A 20670-nucleotide genomic window follows, 5' to 3' on the forward strand; every position below is an offset into this window, starting at 1 on the left:
TTTAGATAAATTATTTCAATAATAAATTCAAGAATATTGTATATTCTATAAATTACTAATAAATAATATTCTTTTTGGAATTTTATTTCCAAATTTTATTTAAATGAAAGGACGTAAATTATAATTAAAATACCAATAATGTACCAATTTCTTGTCGAAGAATTCTAATGTTATTTCTATAATTCAGTTCAATAATAGATAATAATTCGCTTCACCTTATTAAAAAATGCACACGACAATAATTATCCCGAATTCCACGGCTCTTAGACTGGCTATTGTATCGCATTAAAATGACGACGCGTCGAAACAATCCTCACGATTGCGTATTCCGCCGACCGAATCTGCGCCGCACGCAACTGACAATACCGCCATATATTTTGGTGCCTTCGACAGTTGTTTGGGGTGTCGGAAAATTTCATTCTTGCCGCGCAATAGCAACAGAAGGTTACACCAATGACAAATATCATCACTATCGATACATCAGTGAAAAGCTTTGTGGCCCCAGACAGAAGTGGGGCGGGGGCCAAGCCGGGCGGCGACGGCACTATCAAGGTAGAAGTGAAGGTCGAGGACGGCAATGGCGGTGCGGTCCCTAACGCCATTCTATACTATTCACAACCGGTGGGCGGCCCTGCCATCGTATTGCCGGATAATACAGTTATTTCAGTTGATCCATTTGATAAAGTACCAATTAAAGCCAGCCCCGCTGGCGTGGCGACATTCTATATCCATTCAAACGCTAAGGTGATTTTTTCTCCAAGACTAGAATTGAAAGACGTTGCTGACTCCACACTGGTGGACCCCAAATGGCCGCGTGATATAGCATTTACGGACTACATTTTAAACCCTGGCGAGAATCCGCTTGATGCGATTCCGCTGAGCGATGACGACAAACTCCATATTCAGAGTGGGGCAAGCAGCGTCAATCTAAGACTGCCCAACGTAATCTGGTATGAATTTCAAGATGATTTTGATGCAAAACTGGCGCTGCTCGTTAACGGCGATTATGCAGTTATCTGCCCTCTCGAGGACGCCACCGATGCGGGGATATCCATTCCTCTTGAACACCTGAAGACGAACACTGGCGATAAAAATCAAATCGGCTACATAATTTATAATGGGGGTCTGACCAACACCTCGAGCACTGTGAATTGCGAAGTTTTAATTACTGGCGCAGAAAAGCCGCCGGTCGGCGGTAATTTGCGTACGATTAAGGATGCGAAGCCTTTTCTAGTGGACCATACCACAAATATCGGAGACCTTGGCACCCCCCCCCGGAGAGGTTACCGTTTACGTCAATTTAGCTAACTTGGATGCCAAATACCGAGTGAAAGGCTATGTAGTTCAAGGTCTTGTCTACATCAACGGCTGGTACCAAGACACCGAGGATGCGCACCGTGGACTCCTGCATATCGCAATGAAGGAATTTGACGCCACGGATGACTTCAGCAAGCCTCTGACGATGAAGATAAATGCCGGCGACCTTAAGGACTACGGTCAGAGGTATGGTGGCAAACCAGGCACGATTTTCATCGACTTTGATGTGATGGATATCAAAGCAAACAGATCGGTGGCGAAGCCGGATAAATTCTTTAGCGGCACAATCAACACGGTCAGCCCAATCTGAAGCTACGGCGATGATTGCGGCTCATGGGGAAATCGTTTTCCATAATGCCGCACAACCAGCGATTATTGATCCCGATACGCGACAACAAAGGCCGATCGCATCGGGGTGCCAATAAACCCCAACGATAACAACTGGTTTAAAACGAGACTCAATCGGCTTGGATTGAGTTTTCTCGCACCTTTTACTCCGAATGCGGTTTGTGGCGAGGGTTACCGTCGCTCGTTGGAACATTTTCAAGCGCGACCGGCACCTGAAATACCAGTTTTCAATCTCGATCAACGTCGTTGCCGCTTCCATAAAGGGGGCGGTAATATTATCGTTTCAACTATAGGAGAACGGAATGAACAAGTTCATTCTCAGTCAGCAGAACAATATTCTGCGTTTTGTATCTCCCACCGATGATTCCGGGTCAGTTTTCCCTGCCAACCAGGACGTCGAATTTACCGTCGATTATCGCGACAATTCCGGGAAAGCGATGGCGGACCGCACACTCGTCTGGAAAGTTCTTGTGGGCGAGGCCATATTCGACAAGCAGACGACCTCGACGGATGACAACGGCCACAGCGTCAATAGCATCAACGCATCGCTTGTTGACAACAGCGCAAACAGGTCTGTCCGGATCGCTGTCTCGCCGCTGGATGAGCCAGATGCCGTGCTGGAATTCGACTGCACCTTCACTATTGCAGAAACCATGAATCTATCCTCGCGGTCTAGACAAATTACCTTCGCAGTGCCTACTCCCGATACGCTAAAGTTCAACACCGAACTAAATGTTGTGGCGCATATTTCAAGTGATACCTCGTCTACCGGGCTGGATTGGATGCTGGTTGAGGTGAGCGGACCTTCAAACGGTACCCTATCCATTAAGCCTTATTCCAGCATTCAACACTATTCTGGCATTCAAGATGCCCTAAGTTATACTACCTTCCACTACAATTATGATACGCCATATTCAAACATAGCGGTCGTTTTGAAAGTGGATGCGGTTCCGAATGGACATGATTGCGTAACAACACCTGTATTGATGTCTTTCCCTGACCCCCGGCCAGATAACTACCTGTTCGTCACCTCGCCTGCCACTGGTTATTTGCATGTTGATCGCGACATCCCAATTAGCGTGGTATTTCAAAGTAATCTTGGTTCTCCTTTACGCCGTTTCGAAATAGATTGGGGTAAGGATCAAAGCGGCATCGAGATAAAATCTTTTGACCCCGTCACCGATGAAGAAGGTCGCGCCACTGCTGTGATCAGAGGAAAATCCGAGGGGCGGGTGGTGATGAATATACAGGCCCCATTTGGGGGGCCTGGTGCCAAATGTAGTTTCCCGATGATATTCTACACGCCTGTGGTCGACAGTATCACACTCATAACATCCGACGCTGCCGATATGCCGTACGATACCAAGATACCGGTCAGAGCAACTGTTCTGGACCAGTTTGGCCTCCCCTGTCCCGACGTAGAGGTGAATTGGTATTTTGGAGCGCCGCAGATCGCTCATGTCCCGTCGTCAACTTCCGATCCTGACGGTATCGCCACTTGCACATTCTCGTTCAGCACACAAACCGGATATCCCACTCCCTGGGCTTCAACGACAGTTGCGGCAAAAACGCACGACACTGCTGTCTCGTCAGATCTGATGACGATTACATTCACCGGTCCGTCCCTATTTAACTTCGTGGAAGTTATCAAGCCGGATCAAACGGATCACACACTGACTTTTGCGGTCGGAGACGAGATCGATTTCCAGGTAAAATTAACTCATGACAAAGAGTACCCGCTGGCCAATTATAAAGTCGGATGGGATTTCAATGATTTAGATTTTAAACTCCTCCATGCCGACCCAAACACCAACGATCAAGGCCTCGCCAATGCCAAGGTCACGTCATCCACAGCATGGCCGTATCAGTTGGACTTCAAGGTTCCTGATGCTGGCCCTAACGTTCACTGCCTCTGCGATTTCACAGTCGTTGAGCGGAACGATAACCCCAGCAGCGTCAAGATAAATCCGCCAGCCGCATCCGCGATCCTATACGACACCCACGTGCCGATTAGTGCAATCGTTAAAAACAGCGCCGGTGATCCCGTACCCAATGCGACGGTTAACTGGAAATATGAAGGACAGTCGCAAGGTCTTGAATATCTTGAGGGGTCCCAGTCAAACGATCAGGGCATTGCCGAAGGGTATTTTTTGCTCAAGACCCAGGACGGATATCCTGGCGAGAATTTCACGATAAAGGTCACGGCGAGTACCGATGACGATACCGTTCCGCCTGATTCCGCAACGCTGACTTTCGCAGGCCCGTCCGACAAGAACAAACTGGAAGTGCGTTTGCCAGATGAGAATAGTCGTTGGCTCGTGGGCGAGGATATCCATTTCCAGGTGCGATTGACACACAACGATGAGTACCCGCTGGCGGGTTACCCGATCACGTGGTTTTTCGATAATGAATCGATGTACACGAAGGTGTCCGAGGATGCTCAAACCAACAAGAATGGTATTGCTACAGCCGTCGTGAAGGCAAAGCAGACGGGACCCAGAGAAATCCCTATCTACGCCACGCCGGAAGCGGGCGCCAGCAACACCGTCTATATTTTTGTCGACAAGCATACACTGACGATAAATCCGCCGAATCCCGCCACAATCCTCTATGACACCGATGTGCCAATATCAGCAACCTATCTTAACTATGATGGCGCTCCTGTGGAGGATGCGTTGATAGGATGGGATTATTTTCAAGATGGTAAAGTAGTTGGCGGCCAATCTCACGTTGCCGAAACAGATCAGTATGGCGTCGCTTCTACCACGTTCAGATTTAAAACAGCGGGTCTAGGCTACCCGGGGGCTAACGTTTTCTGGACCGCACAGGCGGGGGACGATAGTAATTCTATCCTTTCCGACGAGGTCAAGCTTACCTTTAGGGGCCCCGGTAAAAACAATGATTTGGTACTCACCAGCCCGGCAGACGGGAGCGAATGGCCCGTTAATAAGGATATCCGTGTCACCGTCACTCTGTACGATGACCTAGGGAACTCGATGTGGGAGTATGGTGTGAAATGGAAATTCACTGGCAGCTGTGACGTCATCGGCACCCCAGACAGCAAGACTGCACCCCTTACTGGAACCGCGTCCGCCACTATTCAGGGGCTGGCCGAAGGAACTATTGGTATTGAGGTTAGTGCAGAAGATGCGGGAATAGTCGGAAAGAGCTTCTCGTTGAAGCTTACGAACCCCGACGTACCACATTTGAACATTCATCTATCCGCACTGGCGGCGGAAGATATTCTCTACGATACCAAAATTCCGATCTTTGCGACTGTTACCAATGACGATGATTCGGCTGTGCCTTATACAACGTTAAAATGGAATTTCCTCTACGTTCCAGGGCTTCAATATTGTCCTGAATCCACCACTTCAGCCGAAGGCGTGGCTGAAGGGTGGTTTATGTATTCTACGACAGACGGCGAACCTTCGGCCTTGATCAATACAGACGTTCAGGCAACAACCCTCGATGGCTCTTCCTCATCCGAGAAGCTTACGATTCATTTTGTCGGGAGCGGAAAACATAATGCCCTCATCCTGATTTCACCTGCCGATGGAAGCGTGGTCTACGTCGAAGATAAAATCCCCGTCACACTAAAGCTGACGGATTGGTATGGTACAAAATTAAGTTATTATGTAATCACGTGGGACGACATTGTTGGCGGCGCCACGGTCACAGGCGCCGACCTCTTAACCGATGAGAATGGCGAAGCCAAAGCCACGATCACAGGGGCAGCGGCAGGCACCGTACAATTCACAGCACATGCTCAGGAAGCAGATGCGGACTGTCCGTTCACGCTGAGTTTCCATCAGCGGGATAAAATCCCTACTATTACGATAAATCCGCCTGCCAGCGACACTGTGCTATACGATACCATCGTACCGATTACCGCGGCCGTCACCTATAGCGACGGCTCGAGAGCATCGGTCACGAAGATAAAATGGATTTTCTCCGATGTTTCGGGACTCCATTCGTCAACAGAATCGATCATTGACCCCGACGGCGTTGCAACTGGCTATTTTGTGTATTCGACGACCGAGGGCTATCCAGAGGAATGGGTCACGATCGACGTTCACGCAACAACCCCGGACGGCTCTTTTTCATCGAATTCGATCAAAATTCAGTTTACCGGGATCGGCGAACATAATGCGCTCGACTTGGTTTCACCAGAAAATGGAGAAACGTGTGCGATCGACGAGGAAATACCCGTCAAAATAAAACTGACAAATCAGTTTAAAGAACCTTTGAAGCATTACTCCATTTCATGGGATCATCCGGTTAGTGGCGCCGTTATTAAAAACGCCGAGACTTCAACTGATACCAACGGTGAGGCTCGTGCCACGATTACAGGAATAGCGCAAGAAACCGTCGAATTCGTCGCACATGCTGCGGAAGCGGGACGCGATTGCAGTTTCAACCTGATCTTCCAACAGCAGGACAAACTGCCCAATATCATTACGATACACCCACCACTTGCCCAGAATATTGTGTACAACACTCGCGTGCCGATAAGTGCCACTGTTAAAGATAGCAAAGGTGATCCGGCGCAGTTTATAGATGTGCACTGGGGCTTTACGGGGGGAGTTACATTTTCCGACACGGGCCAGACAGATGAAAAAGGCGAAGTCACGGGATGGTTCTCCTTCAGCACGGAAGACGGCTACCCAGCCCTACCTATCGTCACAGAAGTAACGCTAAGCGACGAATTCGGCGACAACGCCGAGCCGATAACGCTTGTATTCGCGGGCAGTGATCTCAAAGAAGTACTGGATCTCATCTCACCAACAGACGGGAGCCAGATAGAGATCAATGTAGATACAACGGTCACATTGAAGCTGACCCATGACCACCAGTATGTCTTGAGGAACTATCCAATCAGTTGGGATACTCCAACCAATGGCGCCACGATCCAGATTATCGACCATCAGACGGATGATCAGGGCTTGGCACGCGCCACGGTCAGGGGGGCGAACACGGGGATCGCGCACTTCTACGCAAGCATTCCGCATACGAGTGCTGAACGCGGGTTCGAATTAGAATTTATCAAGCAGGATGTGCAAGGCGATCACATCATAATAGACCCACCAGCTGACGGCGACATGCTGTACGATAGCTGGGTTAAGGTGACGGCATCCTATTTGAACGGAAACGGTGATGGCATAGCAGACGCCAACCTGTCGTGGCACTGCACCAACGGTGTAGAGCCCCAAAAAAGGAACACAACAACCGGAGCGGACGGTTCTTCTACCAATTATATTCGTTTTGAAACACTTGCGGGCTATCCCGCTGTGGCGAAGGAAACATATGTGAACGTGGCGGCCGGTGATGGACGCAACGAAGGCCTGAAACTAACTTTCACCCATAGCGCCGACACGAATCATCTGACACTCATCGAGCTGGCGGACGGGGGTGATTTGGTCGTTGGAATGCCAACCACCATCACCGTACGGTTGACCAATCAGTTCGACCACCCTCTGACGAAATATCCTGTTTCGTGGATGGAACCGGTTGCCAATGCAACTTTAACGAACATGACGTTTAGAACGAACGATAAGGGCATCGCTACAGCCACGATTGAAGCAACGGCTCAGGGAAGCATACAGTTTGGCGCCAACGTACCTGAGGCGAATGCGCCCTGTCCGATCACCCTAACCGCCGTCAATCGACCTGATTGTACATTGATCCAGGACACGAACTACGCTCACAACCCACCGGCTGGTCAGCAGGTCGACGTAACCGACCCCCATCAGATAGTAACGTTCGAGTTTCGCTATCTACATAATAACATAGCCCAGCAGTTTAGAGAAATCGGGTGGGTCTGCGATCCATTGGGTATGTATGCGCGCTATTACGATTATAACGACACCGAATTAACTCCCGATGAAAATGGCAGGGTTTATACGACAACAGGCATAGATGGCATCAGTATTCTCAAGGTTGGCTCCGTAACTCGATTTTTAACTACGATTCAGGCTTCACCAACAGGAACGAACTTACCTGTACAAGAATGCCGGTTCGTCATAGCTTCCTTTGACACTGAGGATTTCGACGATACTCTTGGCTCCGTCACGTACCTTCCCGACCCGCTTATTATTCCAGCCCAAATTTCAGAGGATGATCGCGGATTTAAATTGATAGTTCCAGATCAATCCTTGGAGAATGCGGAAGTAAACAGTATAGTATTCTGGGTTGCTCGCTACACACCTGGAAAAGATCCTGAAGAAATAGTAAAAATATTTCAGGTTGAGTCCGTAACTGATGGAGTATACTTTCCATATACATGCATATATCCAGATGAGGGGCAAAACCATTATAATCTAATGTCTTATATGGTTTCATCGGACACAGTTGCAGTTACTACTACGCCAAAAGCAACAAGACCAAAAGTGAAACTAGAGGATCAATGAAGAACTATATGAGTTACATCAACTACGACCCTGAGTTTAATGGAATTCACAAATAAGATCGCGGTTTCGATGTAAAATTTATCCGGTTGGGTTTTTCTCGCATTCCACAAAAGTGGGATGCGAGATTTTGCTAATGTTTTATAGGTGTAATGCGTTATGCCAAATATACCCCGTCCGCATTGAAGCCATTAACAGGCGGAAAACCGGGCAACATTGCCGACAAATCAAGGAAGCGCTCTCTTGATGCAAGAGGTGATTGAATCGACATTCAACAGCAAGTCAACGCGACGGTATTATCACGAAACAGCTTGAAACGTCGTACAAGAGGCCAACGCCCCCTTTGAATGCGCGATATTAAATAAAGGTAAAACTAATTTAGTTATAAATTCTGATCGGTCATTAGGAATTGAATTAAAATTGTTTGAATGACTATTAAAATCTTGTAAAAATGATAGTAATATGGTGAAATTGTTTCAGTAAATCTGAATACAATACCCTACTAAATTATACGTATGAGCATAAACAAAACATTCTTATTGGGTGTCTGCAATGAAATGGGAACAAATTTATGAATCCATGCAATCCGCTGATGATGCTGGGCAGCTCCTGGAGCACATAGACAACTATGCAAAGCAGCGCGGGTTCGCACATGTGTCCTATATCATGCGCGTTCCACTGCTCAACGGCGTGGTGAAATGGCTCAGCTTCGGCTCATTGCCGCAAGAGTGGGTAGATCATTACGCTTCAAAAAAATACGCGGAGGAAGATCCGCTTATTCGTAAAGCACTAAACAGCATCGAGCCGCTGGTCTGGTCGGCGAAGCTGTATGCCGAGGCGCCACAAATCTGGACGGATGCACAGAGTTTTGGCTTCAAGGTTGGTATTTCGCAGCCCTGCTGGGCCGCGCAGGGCGTATTCGGCATGCTGTCGTTCATCAGAAGCGATCCGCCATTAGCTTCCGGCGAAATCGCCACGTTGCGTCGCCAGATGCAGATTTCGGCCAATTTGCTTCATCTGTCCATGTATGAGCATCTCGATGTTCCGACCATGAACTGCGTTTCCGAAGTCAACCTGACGGCGCGTGAAAGGGAAATTCTGCACTGGGCCAGCGAAGGCAAAACATCGGAAATCATCGGCGCAATTCTCAATATTTCAACCCGTACCGTGAATTTCCATATCAGCAACGTACTGACCAAGCTTGTTGCGGTGAATAAAGTTCAGGCGGTCGCCAAAGCCCGCACCTTCGGTCTTCTCTAGCCTTATCCTATCCCCTCAGTCCTTTCGGCGGCTTGGCCGAAGGACAAATCCAAAATTTCCCCCCAAATTTTGAAAGAGTATCTGTAGAGCAATAGAGTAGGTTAGCCGCCTGCAAATCCCCCGCGCGACCATTTGTAAATTCGCTGAACCTACAGATCAATCATCCTTTCAATCCCGATAGCATCCAGAAACGCCTGATCGTGGCTGACGACGAGCAATCCACCTTCATAGTCGTTCAGCGCCATCTCCAGCGCCTCGAGGGAGTCGAGATCGAGATGATTGGTCGGCTCATCCAGGATCAGCAATTCCGGTTTCTGTGTACCACCTAACACACAGGCAAGTGCTGCGCGCAGCAATTCGCCGCCGCTCAGTTCTCCGGCAAGCCGGGACGAACCTTCGCCGCGAAATGAAAAACGCGCCAGCGCTGCACGGGCATCATTGTCATTCGCATCCGGATTGAGACGCCGAAAGTTTTCAAAAAGCGTGGCTTTGTGATCCATCAGGCTCATCTGCTGGTCGAACATGGCGACTGGAACGAAACACTGCACACGCCCGGCAACCGGCAGCAATTCTCCCGTGACGAGCCGCAACAGCGATGTCTTGCCCGCACCATTGGCGCCACGTATCGCGATGCGCTCCGGTGCGACAATCTTCATCGAAAAATCCCTGATGACGGGCGTGTCCGGTCGCGGCCCGCCCGACACATCCTCCATTTCCAGAAGGACGCGCCCTGATGGCAGCGCCGAGCGTTCAACGGTGAAACGCATCAGCTTGACCGTATCGACCAGCGCTTCAGCATCCTTCAGTTGGGCGTGCGCCTTCTCAGAATTGCGATCCGCGAGAATTTGGCCTTTGCCGCCGGTCTTCTGCGCCCGATCTTCACGCGCATCGAGCAACAGTTTGCTCATGCCAGCATCGGCACGAGATTTGAACCCACGTGAATCGCTACGCGCCTGTCGTTCCGCTGCTTCCTGCGCCTTGCGTTGAACCAGTTTCACCTCGCGCTGGGCAAGCTGCAGATTGCGGGCTGCATTGTCCCGCTCTTCCTGTTTCTTGTTGTGATAGAAATCCCAGTTGCCGCCATAAAGATGCAGGCCGCCTTGCGAAAGCTCGGCAATACTATCCATCTGCCGCAACAGCGCGCGATCATGGCTAACGACAAGCGCCGCGCCGCGCCAGTCCGCCAGCATATCCATAACCGCCTTGCGGCCATCATGGTCAAGATTGTTGGTCGGTTCATCCAGCAGGATGAGATCTGGCTTGTGGAACAGAAGCGCGGCAAGCGCAGCACGTGTCCGCTGCCCACCGCTGAGCGACGCAAGGTGTGTGTGCGGTTCAAACGTCAGTCCGAAGCGCTGCAAGGCGTCGGCAAAGCGCTGCGGCAGAAGCCAGTCGGCTTGTTCAAAATCACTATCCGTGCCCTGCCCCGCTTCAATACGCGAAAGCATAGCGAATGCTGCGGAAAGGTCGAACAGATCGACCAGCGTCTGTCCGCCGTCAGTCGCGATATTCTGTTGCAGAACGCCGAACCTGCCGCTGCGTGCGGCGGTGCCTGATGTCGGCGCCAAGGCACCGCTCATGATATGGAGAAGCGTGGATTTACCCACACCGTTGCGCCCGACAAGTCCGATACGGGCCTCGGTTACGCTGAAATTGACGGATTCGAAAAGTGTACGGCCATCAGCCGTGATGCAGGAAATATCCTGAAGTGTCAGAAGAGCAGTCATTGCGAACCATGGAAACATTGAAAACACTGGTCGGTTGATGCAGTGTTGTCTGATCCATCGTTCTTTTCTCCTTGCTTTGACTGCTCCCTATATAAGGGCTGTTATCGGATCAATCCAGATCGAATGTCGCAATAACCGGAACATGGTCTGACGGACGCTCCCAGCCACGTGCATCGCGCAGAATCTGCAGGCCCTTCATATGGGCCTCCAGATCGGCAGAGCCCCAGACATGGTCGAGCCTGCGGCCACGATCCGATTCATCCCAATCCTTGGCGCGATAGCTCCACCAGGTATAGATTTTCTGGTCAGACGGAATGATCTGGCGCATCAAGTCGCTCCAGCCGCCCTTGACGCGCAAATCTTCCAGCGTCTCAGTCTCGATCGGTGTATGGCTGACGATCTTCAAAAGCTGTTTGTGCGACCAGACATCGTTTTCAAGCGGGGCGATGTTAAGATCGCCCACCAGGATCGACGACAGACCGTCCTGCCGATCTGCCACGATGGCCCGCATTTCTTCAAGAAAGCCGAGCTTGTGGGCAAATTTCGGATTGATTGCCGGATCCGGCTCGTCGCCTCCCGCCGGTACGTAGAAATTATGGATGCGGAGCTTCTTGTTTCCCGCCTCAACCACCGCACTCAAATGGCGACAATCACCCATATCGCAGAAACCGATCTTTTCGACACCGGACAATGGGCGGCGCGAGATAGTTGCAACGCCGTGATAGCCCTTTTGGCCACTGATCGCGATATGCTCATAACCAAGTGCGCGAAAACCCTTGGATGGAAACTGATCGTCCGGGCATTTGGTTTCCTGAAGACACAGAACATCGGGCTGATAGTCGCGCAGAAACTGCTCGACCAGCGGCATGCGCAGGCGCACAGAGTTGATGTTCCAGGTAGCAACGGAAAAAGCCATGGGGGTGGGACTCGCAGCAACGAAAAAGATGCCGCGAACCTAACCATTTATCCTGCAAATGCAAACAGCTTGCCGCAGCAAGGTGACAATTGCTGACCTTTTTGTGAAAGCCGCTTACTGGCCTTTGCGCTTCATGGCGATACGCTGATAGTCGATCTTGAACATGTCATCGGTGAAACGGACACCGGTACGCAGATTGAAGATCATGACCGTGGTATCGAGCTTCTGGGCATCGGTAATGGTCCACTGCTTCAGCTCATAGGACTTGGGATCGAACATCATAGTGATTTTCGAATCGCCGAAGATCGACTTGTCACCGAGCACCAGCGTGGTCATGTCCGGTTCCTGCTTCACATTCTGAAGACGGCCGCCGCCGAGATCGATGCGGTCTGCCAGCAACAGCTTGAGCGGCGTCTTGGACAGCGGATAGAGGTCCCACGTATCCAGCTTGCGATTGTTGATGACCACGGACTCGCCATCGGAAATCACGCGGATCGGCGAGTTGTTGTAGTTGAAGCGAATCTTGCCCGGACGCTCGATATAGAAAGTGCCGCCAGTCTGATCGCCCTTCGGACCAAACTGAACGAACTCACCCGTCATGGTGCGAACCGATGAAAAATGATCGGCGATCTGCTGCGCCGCACCAGCCGCACCAGCACCCTGCGCCATCGCGCCAACGGGCGTCAGAACCAGAGACGCGACGCCAAGACCAAGCGCTCCCATTCCCAGCACGGCTGCAAGACGACCAGCTTTCGCAAAGGCTGAAAAACGGGAGAATATCATCGGTATACTTTCTCTTTTCATCATATCGTCAGGTTATCGCGCCAGTTTGGCGCGAGTGTGGCGTGCCGCCGCGTCATGTCCCTGGCTTAGAATTCATCGTCACCAGTGGGCACCAGAATCTCGCGCTTGCCGGCATGGTTGGCGGGACCGACAATCCCTTCATCTTCCATGCGCTCGATAATCGACGCGGCACGGTTATAGCCAATGCCGAGACGACGCTGGATATAGGACGTGGATGCCTTCTTGTCGCGAAGCACTACCGCGACGGCCTGATCATACGGGTCATCGGAATCTTCCAGATTGGAGGTTCCTGACGGGCCGCTGCCGCCCTCATCATCTTCTTCATCCTCAGTGATGGCATCCAGATATTCCGGCACACCCTGAAGCTTCAGATGCTGCACAATACGTTCCACTTCGTCGTCGCCGACGAAAGGCCCGTGCACACGCTGGATGCGACCGCCGCCAGCCATGAAGAGCATATCGCCTTGACCGAGCAGCTGCTCAGCGCCCTGTTCGCCCAGAATGGTGCGGCTGTCGATCTTCGACGTCACCTGGAACGAAATACGGGTCGGGAAATTGGCCTTGATCGTACCGGTGATGACATCCACCGACGGACGCTGTGTGGCCATGATCACGTGGATACCGGCGGCACGCGCCATCTGCGCCAGACGCTGCACTGCACCTTCGATATCCTTGCCAGCAACCATCATCAGGTCGGCCATTTCGTCGATGATCACGACGATATAGGGCATTGGCGCCAGATCGAGTTCTTCGGTCTCATAGATCGCCTCGCCGGTATTGCGGTCGAAGCCGGTCTGCACGGTGCGCGCAATCGGCTCGCCCTTTTTCTGCGCCAGAACGACACGCTGATTGAAACCGTCAATATTGCGAACGCCTACCTTCGACATCTTGCGATAACGGTCTTCCATTTCGCGCACGGTCCATTTGAGCGCGACAACGGCCTTTTTCGGGTCGGTCACAACGGGCGTCAGCAGATGTGGAATGCCGTCATAGACGGAGAGTTCCAGCATCTTCGGATCGATCATGATCAGGCGGCATTCCTGCGGTGTCATGCGATAGAGCAGCGACAGGATCATCGTGTTGATCGCCACCGACTTGCCCGAGCCGGTCGTACCGGCAACGAGCACGTGCGGCATCTTCGCGATATCGGCAATCACCGGCTCGCCATTGATGGTCTTACCAAGCGCCAGCGCCAGTTTCGCCTTGGACTGTTCGAAGTCGCGGCTGGCCAGCATTTCGCGCAGATACACCATTTCGCGCTTCGGATTCGGCAATTCGATGCCGATGGCGTTGCGGCCCGGAATGACAGCAACACGTGCGGCAATCGCGCTCATCGAGCGGGCGATATCGTCGGCAAGGCCGATGACGCGGGAAGATTTGATGCCCGGTGCCGGCTCCAGTTCGTAAAGCGTGACCACCGGGCCGGGCTTCACATTGATGATTTCACCGCGCACGCCGAAATCTTCCAGCACGCCTTCCAGCAGACGCGCATTCTGCTCCAGCGCATCCTTCGACAGAGCGGGATCACGCTGAACCAGTTTCGGCTCGGCGAGGAAATGCAGCGATGGCATTTCAAATACGCCATTATCCTTAAGGAAAGACGGCTGTGCTTCACGCTGGGCGCGAGCGCCCGGCTTGGGCGACGGTGCGGCCTGTTCGACACGCGCCTTGCGGCTGCGTGCAGGCGGCGCATCGTGCCACTCCTGACCGGCCAGTGGTGCGTCGTCCGCGCCTTCATCCATTGGATCGTCCATATCGAACGGCGCTTCGTCCGCCGATGGTCCGCCAAAGCCCGGTTCACGACGCCGGGCCGCTTCTGCACCATTGCGCGTTTCCGCGCTACGACGTACGGCGCGCATGTCGCCGAAATCCTCGTCGCGGGACTGGCGACGGCCAAGTCCGGTGAGACGCTTGAAGTTGGCTGTCGTCGTCAGGACGAGATGGGTCAGCGCACCGATGAACTGGAAGCCGCCGCCAGCGGTTTCCTCGTCATCCTCATCGATGAAATCTTCTTCCGCCCGTCCGCGTTGCGCGGGCTGAGCCGGATTGATGATGCCACGGCCAATGATGCCGCTTGCAAAAAGGCAGAGCCACAGCGCAGGAAAAGCGAGAACCAGCGCAATGGCCGAAGCGATTGCGCCCTGCGGGAACTGACCAAGGAACAGGCCGGGAAAACGCAGCAGCATGTCGCCAAACACACCGCCAAGTCCGATTGGCATCGGCCAGCTTTCTGGCACCGCAAAGCAGCTCGCAATGCCAGCAAAAAGAACGGCTGCGCCGATCCAGGCAAAGCTGCGCTTGGCGACACGGCCAATACCGCCGCGCGTCATCATAAGAAGCGACCACACGACCAGCGGCAACAATGCGGGAACGCTCGCTAGACCAAAAAACTGCATTGCCAGATCGGAGAAGACAGCGCCGGGATAACCAAGCGCGTTGGTCACCGGATTATCGGTTGCATGGCTGAAGCTCGGATCAGCCACATTCCATGTAGCCAGTGCGCCAACGGCCATTGCCGTCAGCGACAAAAGCGCCAGACCAAACAGTATATAGAACTGCCTGCGGAAGATATTGGTCAGGCGGAGCCTGTCTTCCGTTATCCGCTCGTCACGCAGCGGGTATGAGGGCGAATATCCTTGCCGCATATAGCCAGTCCCGAACCGAAATTTTCGCTGTCGCCCATAGCAGAACAGCTACGGGCAGAATGAATCGGTCCGATCCTAATCCGGCGATGGTTAATTCCGCATTAACCATGGATTATCTTCACACATATGAAAAAAGGCGCGGTTTCCCGCGCCTTTCTCCTTCTTGGGAGAATTGTTCTTATTGAACAGATTCGCCGTGCAAAGAGATATCGAGGCCTTCGATTTCGGCCTGCTTGCTTGGACGCAGTCCCATGACAGCCTTGACCACGTAGAGGATGATGGCGGTCGCGACTGCGGTATAGACGATGGTGATTGCCGCACCGAAGAACTGCTTGCCCATGGAAGCGCCTTCGCCGAGCGAATTGATGGTGGTGTCTGCGAAGAAACCGGTCAGGACCGCACCCACGAAACCACCGACGCCGTGGACGCCGAAGGCGTCGAGCGAGTCGTCATAGCCGAGCGCATGCTTGATCTTGACGGCTGCAATATAGCAGATCGCACCAGCCACGATGCCGATGATGAGCGCGCCCATCGGATTGACGAAACCGGCGGCAGGCGTGACGGCGACCAGACCGGCCACAGCACCCGAAATAATGCCGAGCACGCTTGGCTTTCCAGCGATTGCCCATTCCACGAACATCCAGGCGAGAGCCGCACCGGCGGTTGCAACCTGCGTGTTGAGCATGGCGACACCGGCAAGGGCATTCGCACCGACAGCCGAACCGGCATTGAAACCGAACCAGCCCACCCACAGAAGGGCAGCACCAATGACCGAGAGAACGAGATTGTGCGGGGCCATGTTGGTGTGGCCATAGCCATCGCGCTTGCCGAGGATGAGTGCGGCCACCAGACCGGCAACACCGGCATTGATGTGAACGACCGTACCGCCAGCAAAGTCAAGCACGCCGTCCGACGCCAGGAAGCCGCCGCCCCAGACCCAATGCGCGACCGGGATATAGACGATGAACAGCCACAGGGTCAGGAAGACCAGCATGGACGAAAACTTCATGCGTTCAGCAAACGCACCGGCAATGAGCGCTGGCGTGATGATCGCGAAGGTCATCTGGAAGGTGATGAAAAGATACTCCGGAATGGTGCCGGTCAGCGATTCCATCGTGACGCCGGAGAAGAAAGCCTTGGACAGGCTGCCGATATAGGCGTTCATCGAGCCGCCATCGGTGAAAGCGAGCGAGTAGCCGGCAACCATCCACAGCACGGACATGAGGCAGGTGATGGCAAAGCTCTGCATCACCGTGGACAGCACGTTCTTCTTGCGCACCATGCCGCCATAGAACAGCGCAAGGCCCGGAATGGTCATCATCAACACAAGCGCGGTTGACGTCAGCATCCAGGCCGTATCGCCCGTATCGAGAGTGGGCGTGGGAGCCGCAGGGGCTGCTGCTTCCTGAGCCAACGCCATTCCAGCCATGGCGACAAGCGCAGGCAAAGTGGCCAAAAGAGCTGCTGGCTTGATTCTTCCTGTTATGAGCATCGAATATCTCCGTCGAATGGCGGTTTCAAACGCGTATGCGCTGGAAAGACCGGTTCGAACTAAGAGAAACAAAAATCGTGCCAGTTGCAGAAAGGCGCGGCACAAAATGTGATTTTTTTGTGAAGCCCATTGTTACAGGGTAAGGCAGAACCCGAAAAGCCGGGCTTTTTCTGCCGGAGGTTTAGGCAAATTCTGGCTAAGTGATTCTGGTGATTCAGTTTTTCAGCGCTCTGCGAGAGCGCTAATCTTTGCGGGCGAGAGGTGTAATGCTCAATATTTATACAGCCTCCACAGGCGTGATTAATATTTAATCATTCTTTCTTTTCATGCACACGAATTAGCCCTTCCTGTGCAACGGAAGCCACCAGAATACCGTCCCGCGTATAAAGCCCGCCGCGATTAAACCCGCGTGCGCCGGAAGCGCTCGGTGTGTCCTGCGTATAAAGCAGCCAGTCATCGAGGTTGAACGGACGATGGAACCACATGGCATGATCGAGGCTTGCCGCCTGAAGATCGCGATCAAAGATCGAGCGCCCATGTGGATGCAGCGAGGTGTCGAGAAGCGTCATATCAGACAGATAAGCGAGAATTGCCGCCTGAAGCGCCCGGTCATCAGGAACGATACCGTTTGCGCGCACCCAGACATGCTGCACAGGCTCCAGCTTCTCCCGCGAGAAATAATGCGCGAGCTGCACGGGTTTGATCTCGATGGGGCGTTCCCGCTCCCAATATTTGCGAACATTAGCCGGAGCGAGGTGCAGATACTGCTCCTTGATGTCGCGATCGCCGAGCAATTGTTCCGGTAACGGAAGCCCTTCGGGCATGGCGATCTGATGATCCAGACCACCTTCATCCACCTGAAACGACGCCGACAGCGTGAAGATGGCCTTGCCGTGTTGTTTGGCCAGCACACGCCGCGTATTGAAGCTGGAACCATCGCGAATGCGATCCACTTCATAGATGATCGGAATTGCCGGATCACCCGGACGCACGAAATAGCCATGCAGCGAATGTACATGCCGCTCTGGCTCCACCGTCCTTTGGGCCGCAATCAGCGCCTGACCGATCACCTGACCGCCGAACACACGCTGCCAGCCGACTTGCGGGCTGTTGCCGCGAAACAGATCCATCTCCAGCATTTCCAGATCCAGTATCGAAAGCAACTCCCGCATGGAAGCCGTCTGGCCTGCATTCTCGCCTGATACGGACCCTGCTACAGACTTGGCATCGGACTGCTGATATTCGGACTTTTCGCGATCGGACATGGACAGCCTGGCTCCTGCGACACTATATGAACCTAATAAACCTAAGGCTCATGTTTGTTCCCGACGGCAGAAATCTGTCAAGTGGCCCGGCTGCTTTTAGGGTTCCGCCTCCTTGCGAACATGCCTCACAGTGCCGCGGCAAAATATCGGCTTCACTCTTGCCGTATTTGTGCCAGAAGCGCACAAGCATGGTATAGGCTTTCCGGAAAGGACGAACTGATGGCTGCGAAATCCAAACAGACAAGCACCAGCAACACCGACCTGCTGATCGCCGGCGGCGGTTATGTCGGCCTCGTCACGGCGGTCGCGGTCAAGTCGGCCGCGCCGCATCTTTCCGTCACCGTTGTCGACGGTGCCCCTGCTGGCGCCTGGAGGACCGACCCGCGCGCCTCTTCCATTGCGGCTGCCGCATCGCGCATGCTCGATAAGCTCGGCTGCTGGCAGGAAATCCTGCCTGAGGCGCAGCCGATCACCGAAATGGTCATCACCGATTCGCGTGTGTCCGACCCGGTGCGACCCGTTTTCCTGACCTTTTCGGGTGACGTAGACCCCGGCGAGCCCTTTGCACATATGGTCGAGAACCGCGTTCTCAATACCGCCCTGCATAACAAGGCCGATGCGCTGGGTATCACCTTCCTCGAAGCAACCAGCGTGAACGGCTTTGAAACCAAACCGGAAACCGTGGCCGTTTCGCTTTCTGATGGCAACACAATCGAAACCCGGCTTCTGATTGCTGCCGATGGCGCGCGCTCGCGCCTGCGCGATCAGGCGGGCATCAAGACCGTAAACTGGGACTACGGCCAGTCTGGTATTGTCTGCAACGTGTCGCATGAAAAGCCGCATGGCGGACGCGCCGACGAGCATTTCCTGCCTGCCGGACCCTTTGCCATCCTGCCGCTCAAGGGCAATCGCAGCTCGCTGGTGTGGACCGAACGCACCGCCGATGCCGACCGCCTGATCCGCGAAGATGATTTCGTCTTCGAGGCCGAACTGGAACAGCGTTTCGGGCATCGTCTTGGCGCGCTGCATGTCGAAGGTCCGCGCCGCGCCTTCCCGCTTGGCCTGACGCTGGCACGCGAATTCGTGAAGCCCCGCTTTGCACTCGTTGGCGATGCGGCGCATCGCATCCACCCGATTGCAGGACAGGGTCTCAATCTCGGTTTCCGCGATGCTGCGGCCATCGCCGAAGTCATCGTCGAAACGGATCGTCTCGGCCTCGATATTGGATCATTCGCAGCGCTCGAACGCTACCAGTCCTGGCGTCGGTTCGACACAGTGCAAATGGGCGTGACGACCGACGTGCTCACCAAGCTGTTTTCCAACGACAACCCGGCCATCCGCTCCATCCGCGATATTGGTCTTGGTCTCGTTGATCGCGTTCCCAGCCTGAAATCCTTCTTCATCAAGCAGGCCGCCGGGCTGTCCGGTGAAACGCCACGCTTGTTGAAAGGGCAGTCGATCTGACCGCAGCCTGTTAATCGCTGGAAGCCACGGCCAAGCGCCCTATATCCGTGACGGACAATCACCGAGAGGAGCTTCCCCATGGATAGAAAAGCAACGGCAGTCTGGCAAGGCACGCTTAAGGAAGGCAAAGGCACGCTCAATACCCAGAGCGGCGCGCTGAAAGACCTTCCCTATGACTTCAAGGCCCGTTTCGAAGATGAAAGCGGGCGCGCAGGAACCAATCCTGAAGAGCTTCTTGGCGCAGCACATGCGGGCTGCTTTGCGATGCAGCTTTCCGCCTTGCTGACGCAGAACGGCACCCCGGCGGAAAAGCTGGAAGCAACGGCAGTGGTCAGCATCGGCCCAGCGTCGGGCGGCGGTTTTGAGATTACCCGCAGCGCACTGACGCTCAATGCAAAAATCCCCGGCATTTCCTCCGATGATTTCGACAGCCTTGCGAAGAAGGCAAAGGAATCCTGCCCGCTTTCGAAGGCGCTCGGCGCAATCGAAGTGACGCTGGACGCGAAACTGGCCTGAGATTGCCAAAGGCGGGTTCTGAAAAACCCGCCTTTTATTCCGGCAGATGACAGACGGCCTCGATATTGTGCCCGTCTGGATCGGTCACGAAGGCCGCATAGTAATCAGGATGGTAATCGGCGCGAAGGCCCGGCTTTCCATTGTCGCTGCCGCCAGCCGCGATGGCCGCTTCATAGAAGCGATCGACTTCGGCGCGCGTGCCAGCCGAAAAGGCGACATGCAGAACGCCCACCAGTTTGGCGCCCTTCTGCTTGCCGATCCAGAATTCCGGCTTGCCGTTGCGCCCATAACCGACCCAGTCACCGAATTCCATGGCGCGGGTAATGCCCAATGGGGCAAGCGCCTCGTCATAGAATTTGCGCGACTTGGGCATGCTGGAAATGTTGAAACCAATATGGTCGAGCATGATTGCTCATTCTCCGTGCTGCCTTGTTATCTCAAGACATATCGGCGGCAACGCAAAGGTCAAGTCCATACAATCAATGAGTGTATGGTCACGATGAGAATCC

General features: G+C 53.4%; 13 protein-coding genes. 6 read left to right on the forward strand and 7 right to left on the reverse strand.

The window, feature by feature from the left end; translation table 11 throughout:
• The first annotated feature begins 453 nt into the window (after positions 1-453).
• The 4 genes from FHW03_RS00420 (at position 454) to FHW03_RS00435 (ending at position 9332) form a co-directional block, all read left to right on the forward strand.
• Complete coding sequence (locus FHW03_RS00420; RefSeq protein WP_182518874.1) at positions 454-1308, forward strand: hypothetical protein; 855 nt, start codon at positions 454-456, stop codon at positions 1306-1308.
• A gap of 19 nt (positions 1309-1327) precedes the next feature.
• Positions 1328-1627, forward strand: a complete 300-nt coding sequence (locus FHW03_RS00425) for a hypothetical protein (protein WP_182518875.1) — start codon at positions 1328-1330, stop codon at positions 1625-1627.
• A 340-nt stretch (positions 1628-1967) separates the two neighbouring features.
• Entirely contained in the window at positions 1968-8075 is a 6108-nt protein-coding gene (locus tag FHW03_RS00430; RefSeq protein ID WP_182518876.1) for an Ig-like domain-containing protein, read from the forward strand.
• A gap of 549 nt (positions 8076-8624) precedes the next feature.
• A complete protein-coding gene (locus FHW03_RS00435) occupies positions 8625-9332 on the forward strand; it encodes a LuxR family transcriptional regulator (RefSeq protein WP_109369941.1) in 708 nt (235 codons plus the stop codon).
• A 149-nt stretch (positions 9333-9481) separates the two neighbouring features.
• On the opposite strand, the gene FHW03_RS00440 is transcribed toward FHW03_RS00435, so the two are convergent.
• The 6 genes from FHW03_RS00440 to tesB all read right to left on the reverse strand — a co-directional run bounded on the left by FHW03_RS00440 (position 9482) and on the right by tesB (position 18181).
• Positions 9482-11059, reverse strand: coding sequence for an ABC-F family ATP-binding cassette domain-containing protein (locus FHW03_RS00440; RefSeq protein ID WP_182518877.1), 1578 nt, complete (start codon positions 11057-11059; stop codon positions 9482-9484).
• Between the two features lie 109 nt (positions 11060-11168).
• A complete protein-coding gene (gene xth, locus FHW03_RS00445) occupies positions 11169-11975 on the reverse strand; it encodes an exodeoxyribonuclease III (protein ID WP_138784179.1) in 807 nt (268 codons plus the stop codon).
• Between the two features lie 114 nt (positions 11976-12089).
• On the reverse strand, positions 12090-12758 hold the full coding sequence (locus FHW03_RS00450) for an outer membrane lipoprotein carrier protein LolA (protein ID WP_182518878.1): 669 nt from the start codon (positions 12756-12758) through the stop codon (positions 12090-12092).
• Between the two features lie 86 nt (positions 12759-12844).
• Entirely contained in the window at positions 12845-15424 is a 2580-nt protein-coding gene (locus tag FHW03_RS00455) for a DNA translocase FtsK (RefSeq protein ID WP_182518879.1), read from the reverse strand.
• A 178-nt stretch (positions 15425-15602) separates the two neighbouring features.
• Positions 15603-16916, reverse strand: coding sequence for an ammonium transporter (locus tag FHW03_RS00460; protein WP_182518880.1), 1314 nt, complete (start codon positions 16914-16916; stop codon positions 15603-15605).
• Between the two features lie 311 nt (positions 16917-17227).
• A complete protein-coding gene (tesB, locus tag FHW03_RS00465) occupies positions 17228-18181 on the reverse strand; it encodes an acyl-CoA thioesterase II (protein WP_182518881.1) in 954 nt (317 codons plus the stop codon).
• A 219-nt stretch (positions 18182-18400) separates the two neighbouring features.
• On the opposite strand from tesB, the gene FHW03_RS00470 reads away from it, so the two are divergent.
• Both FHW03_RS00470 and FHW03_RS00475 read left to right on the forward strand, forming a co-directional pair.
• Positions 18401-19645, forward strand: a complete 1245-nt coding sequence (locus FHW03_RS00470) for a ubiquinone biosynthesis hydroxylase (protein WP_182518882.1) — start codon at positions 18401-18403, stop codon at positions 19643-19645.
• A 78-nt stretch (positions 19646-19723) separates the two neighbouring features.
• Positions 19724-20161, forward strand: a complete 438-nt coding sequence (locus FHW03_RS00475; RefSeq protein ID WP_182518883.1) for an OsmC family protein — start codon at positions 19724-19726, stop codon at positions 20159-20161.
• A 34-nt stretch (positions 20162-20195) separates the two neighbouring features.
• On the opposite strand, the gene FHW03_RS00480 is transcribed toward FHW03_RS00475, so the two are convergent.
• Entirely contained in the window at positions 20196-20567 is a 372-nt protein-coding gene (locus FHW03_RS00480) for a VOC family protein (RefSeq protein WP_182518884.1), read from the reverse strand.
• Positions 20568-20670 lie beyond the last annotated feature (103 nt).

Source organism: Ochrobactrum sp. RH2CCR150 (assembly GCA_014138095.1).
In the GTDB taxonomy this organism is placed as follows: Bacteria; Pseudomonadota; Alphaproteobacteria; order Rhizobiales; family Rhizobiaceae; genus Brucella; species Brucella gambitense.

What these genes read in the sequence shown, in the direction of transcription:
- FHW03_RS00420 (WP_182518874.1), top strand. Translation starts at nt 454, where the DNA reads ATGACAAATATCATCACTATCGATACATCAGTGAAAAGCTTTGTGGCC.
- FHW03_RS00430 (WP_182518876.1), top strand. Translation starts at nt 1,968, where the DNA reads ATGAACAAGTTCATTCTCAGTCAGCAGAACAATATTCTGCGTTTTGTA.
- FHW03_RS00435 (WP_109369941.1), top strand. Translation starts at nt 8,625, where the DNA reads ATGAAATGGGAACAAATTTATGAATCCATGCAATCCGCTGATGATGCT.
- FHW03_RS00440 (WP_182518877.1), bottom strand. Translation starts at nt 11,059, where the DNA reads ATGACTGCTCTTCTGACACTTCAGGATATTTCCTGCATCACGGCTGAT.
- xth (WP_138784179.1), bottom strand. Translation starts at nt 11,975, where the DNA reads ATGGCTTTTTCCGTTGCTACCTGGAACATCAACTCTGTGCGCCTGCGC.
- FHW03_RS00450 (WP_182518878.1), bottom strand. Translation starts at nt 12,758, where the DNA reads ATGATATTCTCCCGTTTTTCAGCCTTTGCGAAAGCTGGTCGTCTTGCA.
- FHW03_RS00455 (WP_182518879.1), bottom strand. Translation starts at nt 15,424, where the DNA reads ATGCGGCAAGGATATTCGCCCTCATACCCGCTGCGTGACGAGCGGATA.
- FHW03_RS00460 (WP_182518880.1), bottom strand. Translation starts at nt 16,916, where the DNA reads ATGCTCATAACAGGAAGAATCAAGCCAGCAGCTCTTTTGGCCACTTTG.
- tesB (WP_182518881.1), bottom strand. Translation starts at nt 18,181, where the DNA reads ATGTCCGATCGCGAAAAGTCCGAATATCAGCAGTCCGATGCCAAGTCT.
- FHW03_RS00470 (WP_182518882.1), top strand. Translation starts at nt 18,401, where the DNA reads ATGGCTGCGAAATCCAAACAGACAAGCACCAGCAACACCGACCTGCTG.
- FHW03_RS00475 (WP_182518883.1), top strand. Translation starts at nt 19,724, where the DNA reads ATGGATAGAAAAGCAACGGCAGTCTGGCAAGGCACGCTTAAGGAAGGC.
- FHW03_RS00480 (WP_182518884.1), bottom strand. Translation starts at nt 20,567, where the DNA reads ATGCTCGACCATATTGGTTTCAACATTTCCAGCATGCCCAAGTCGCGC.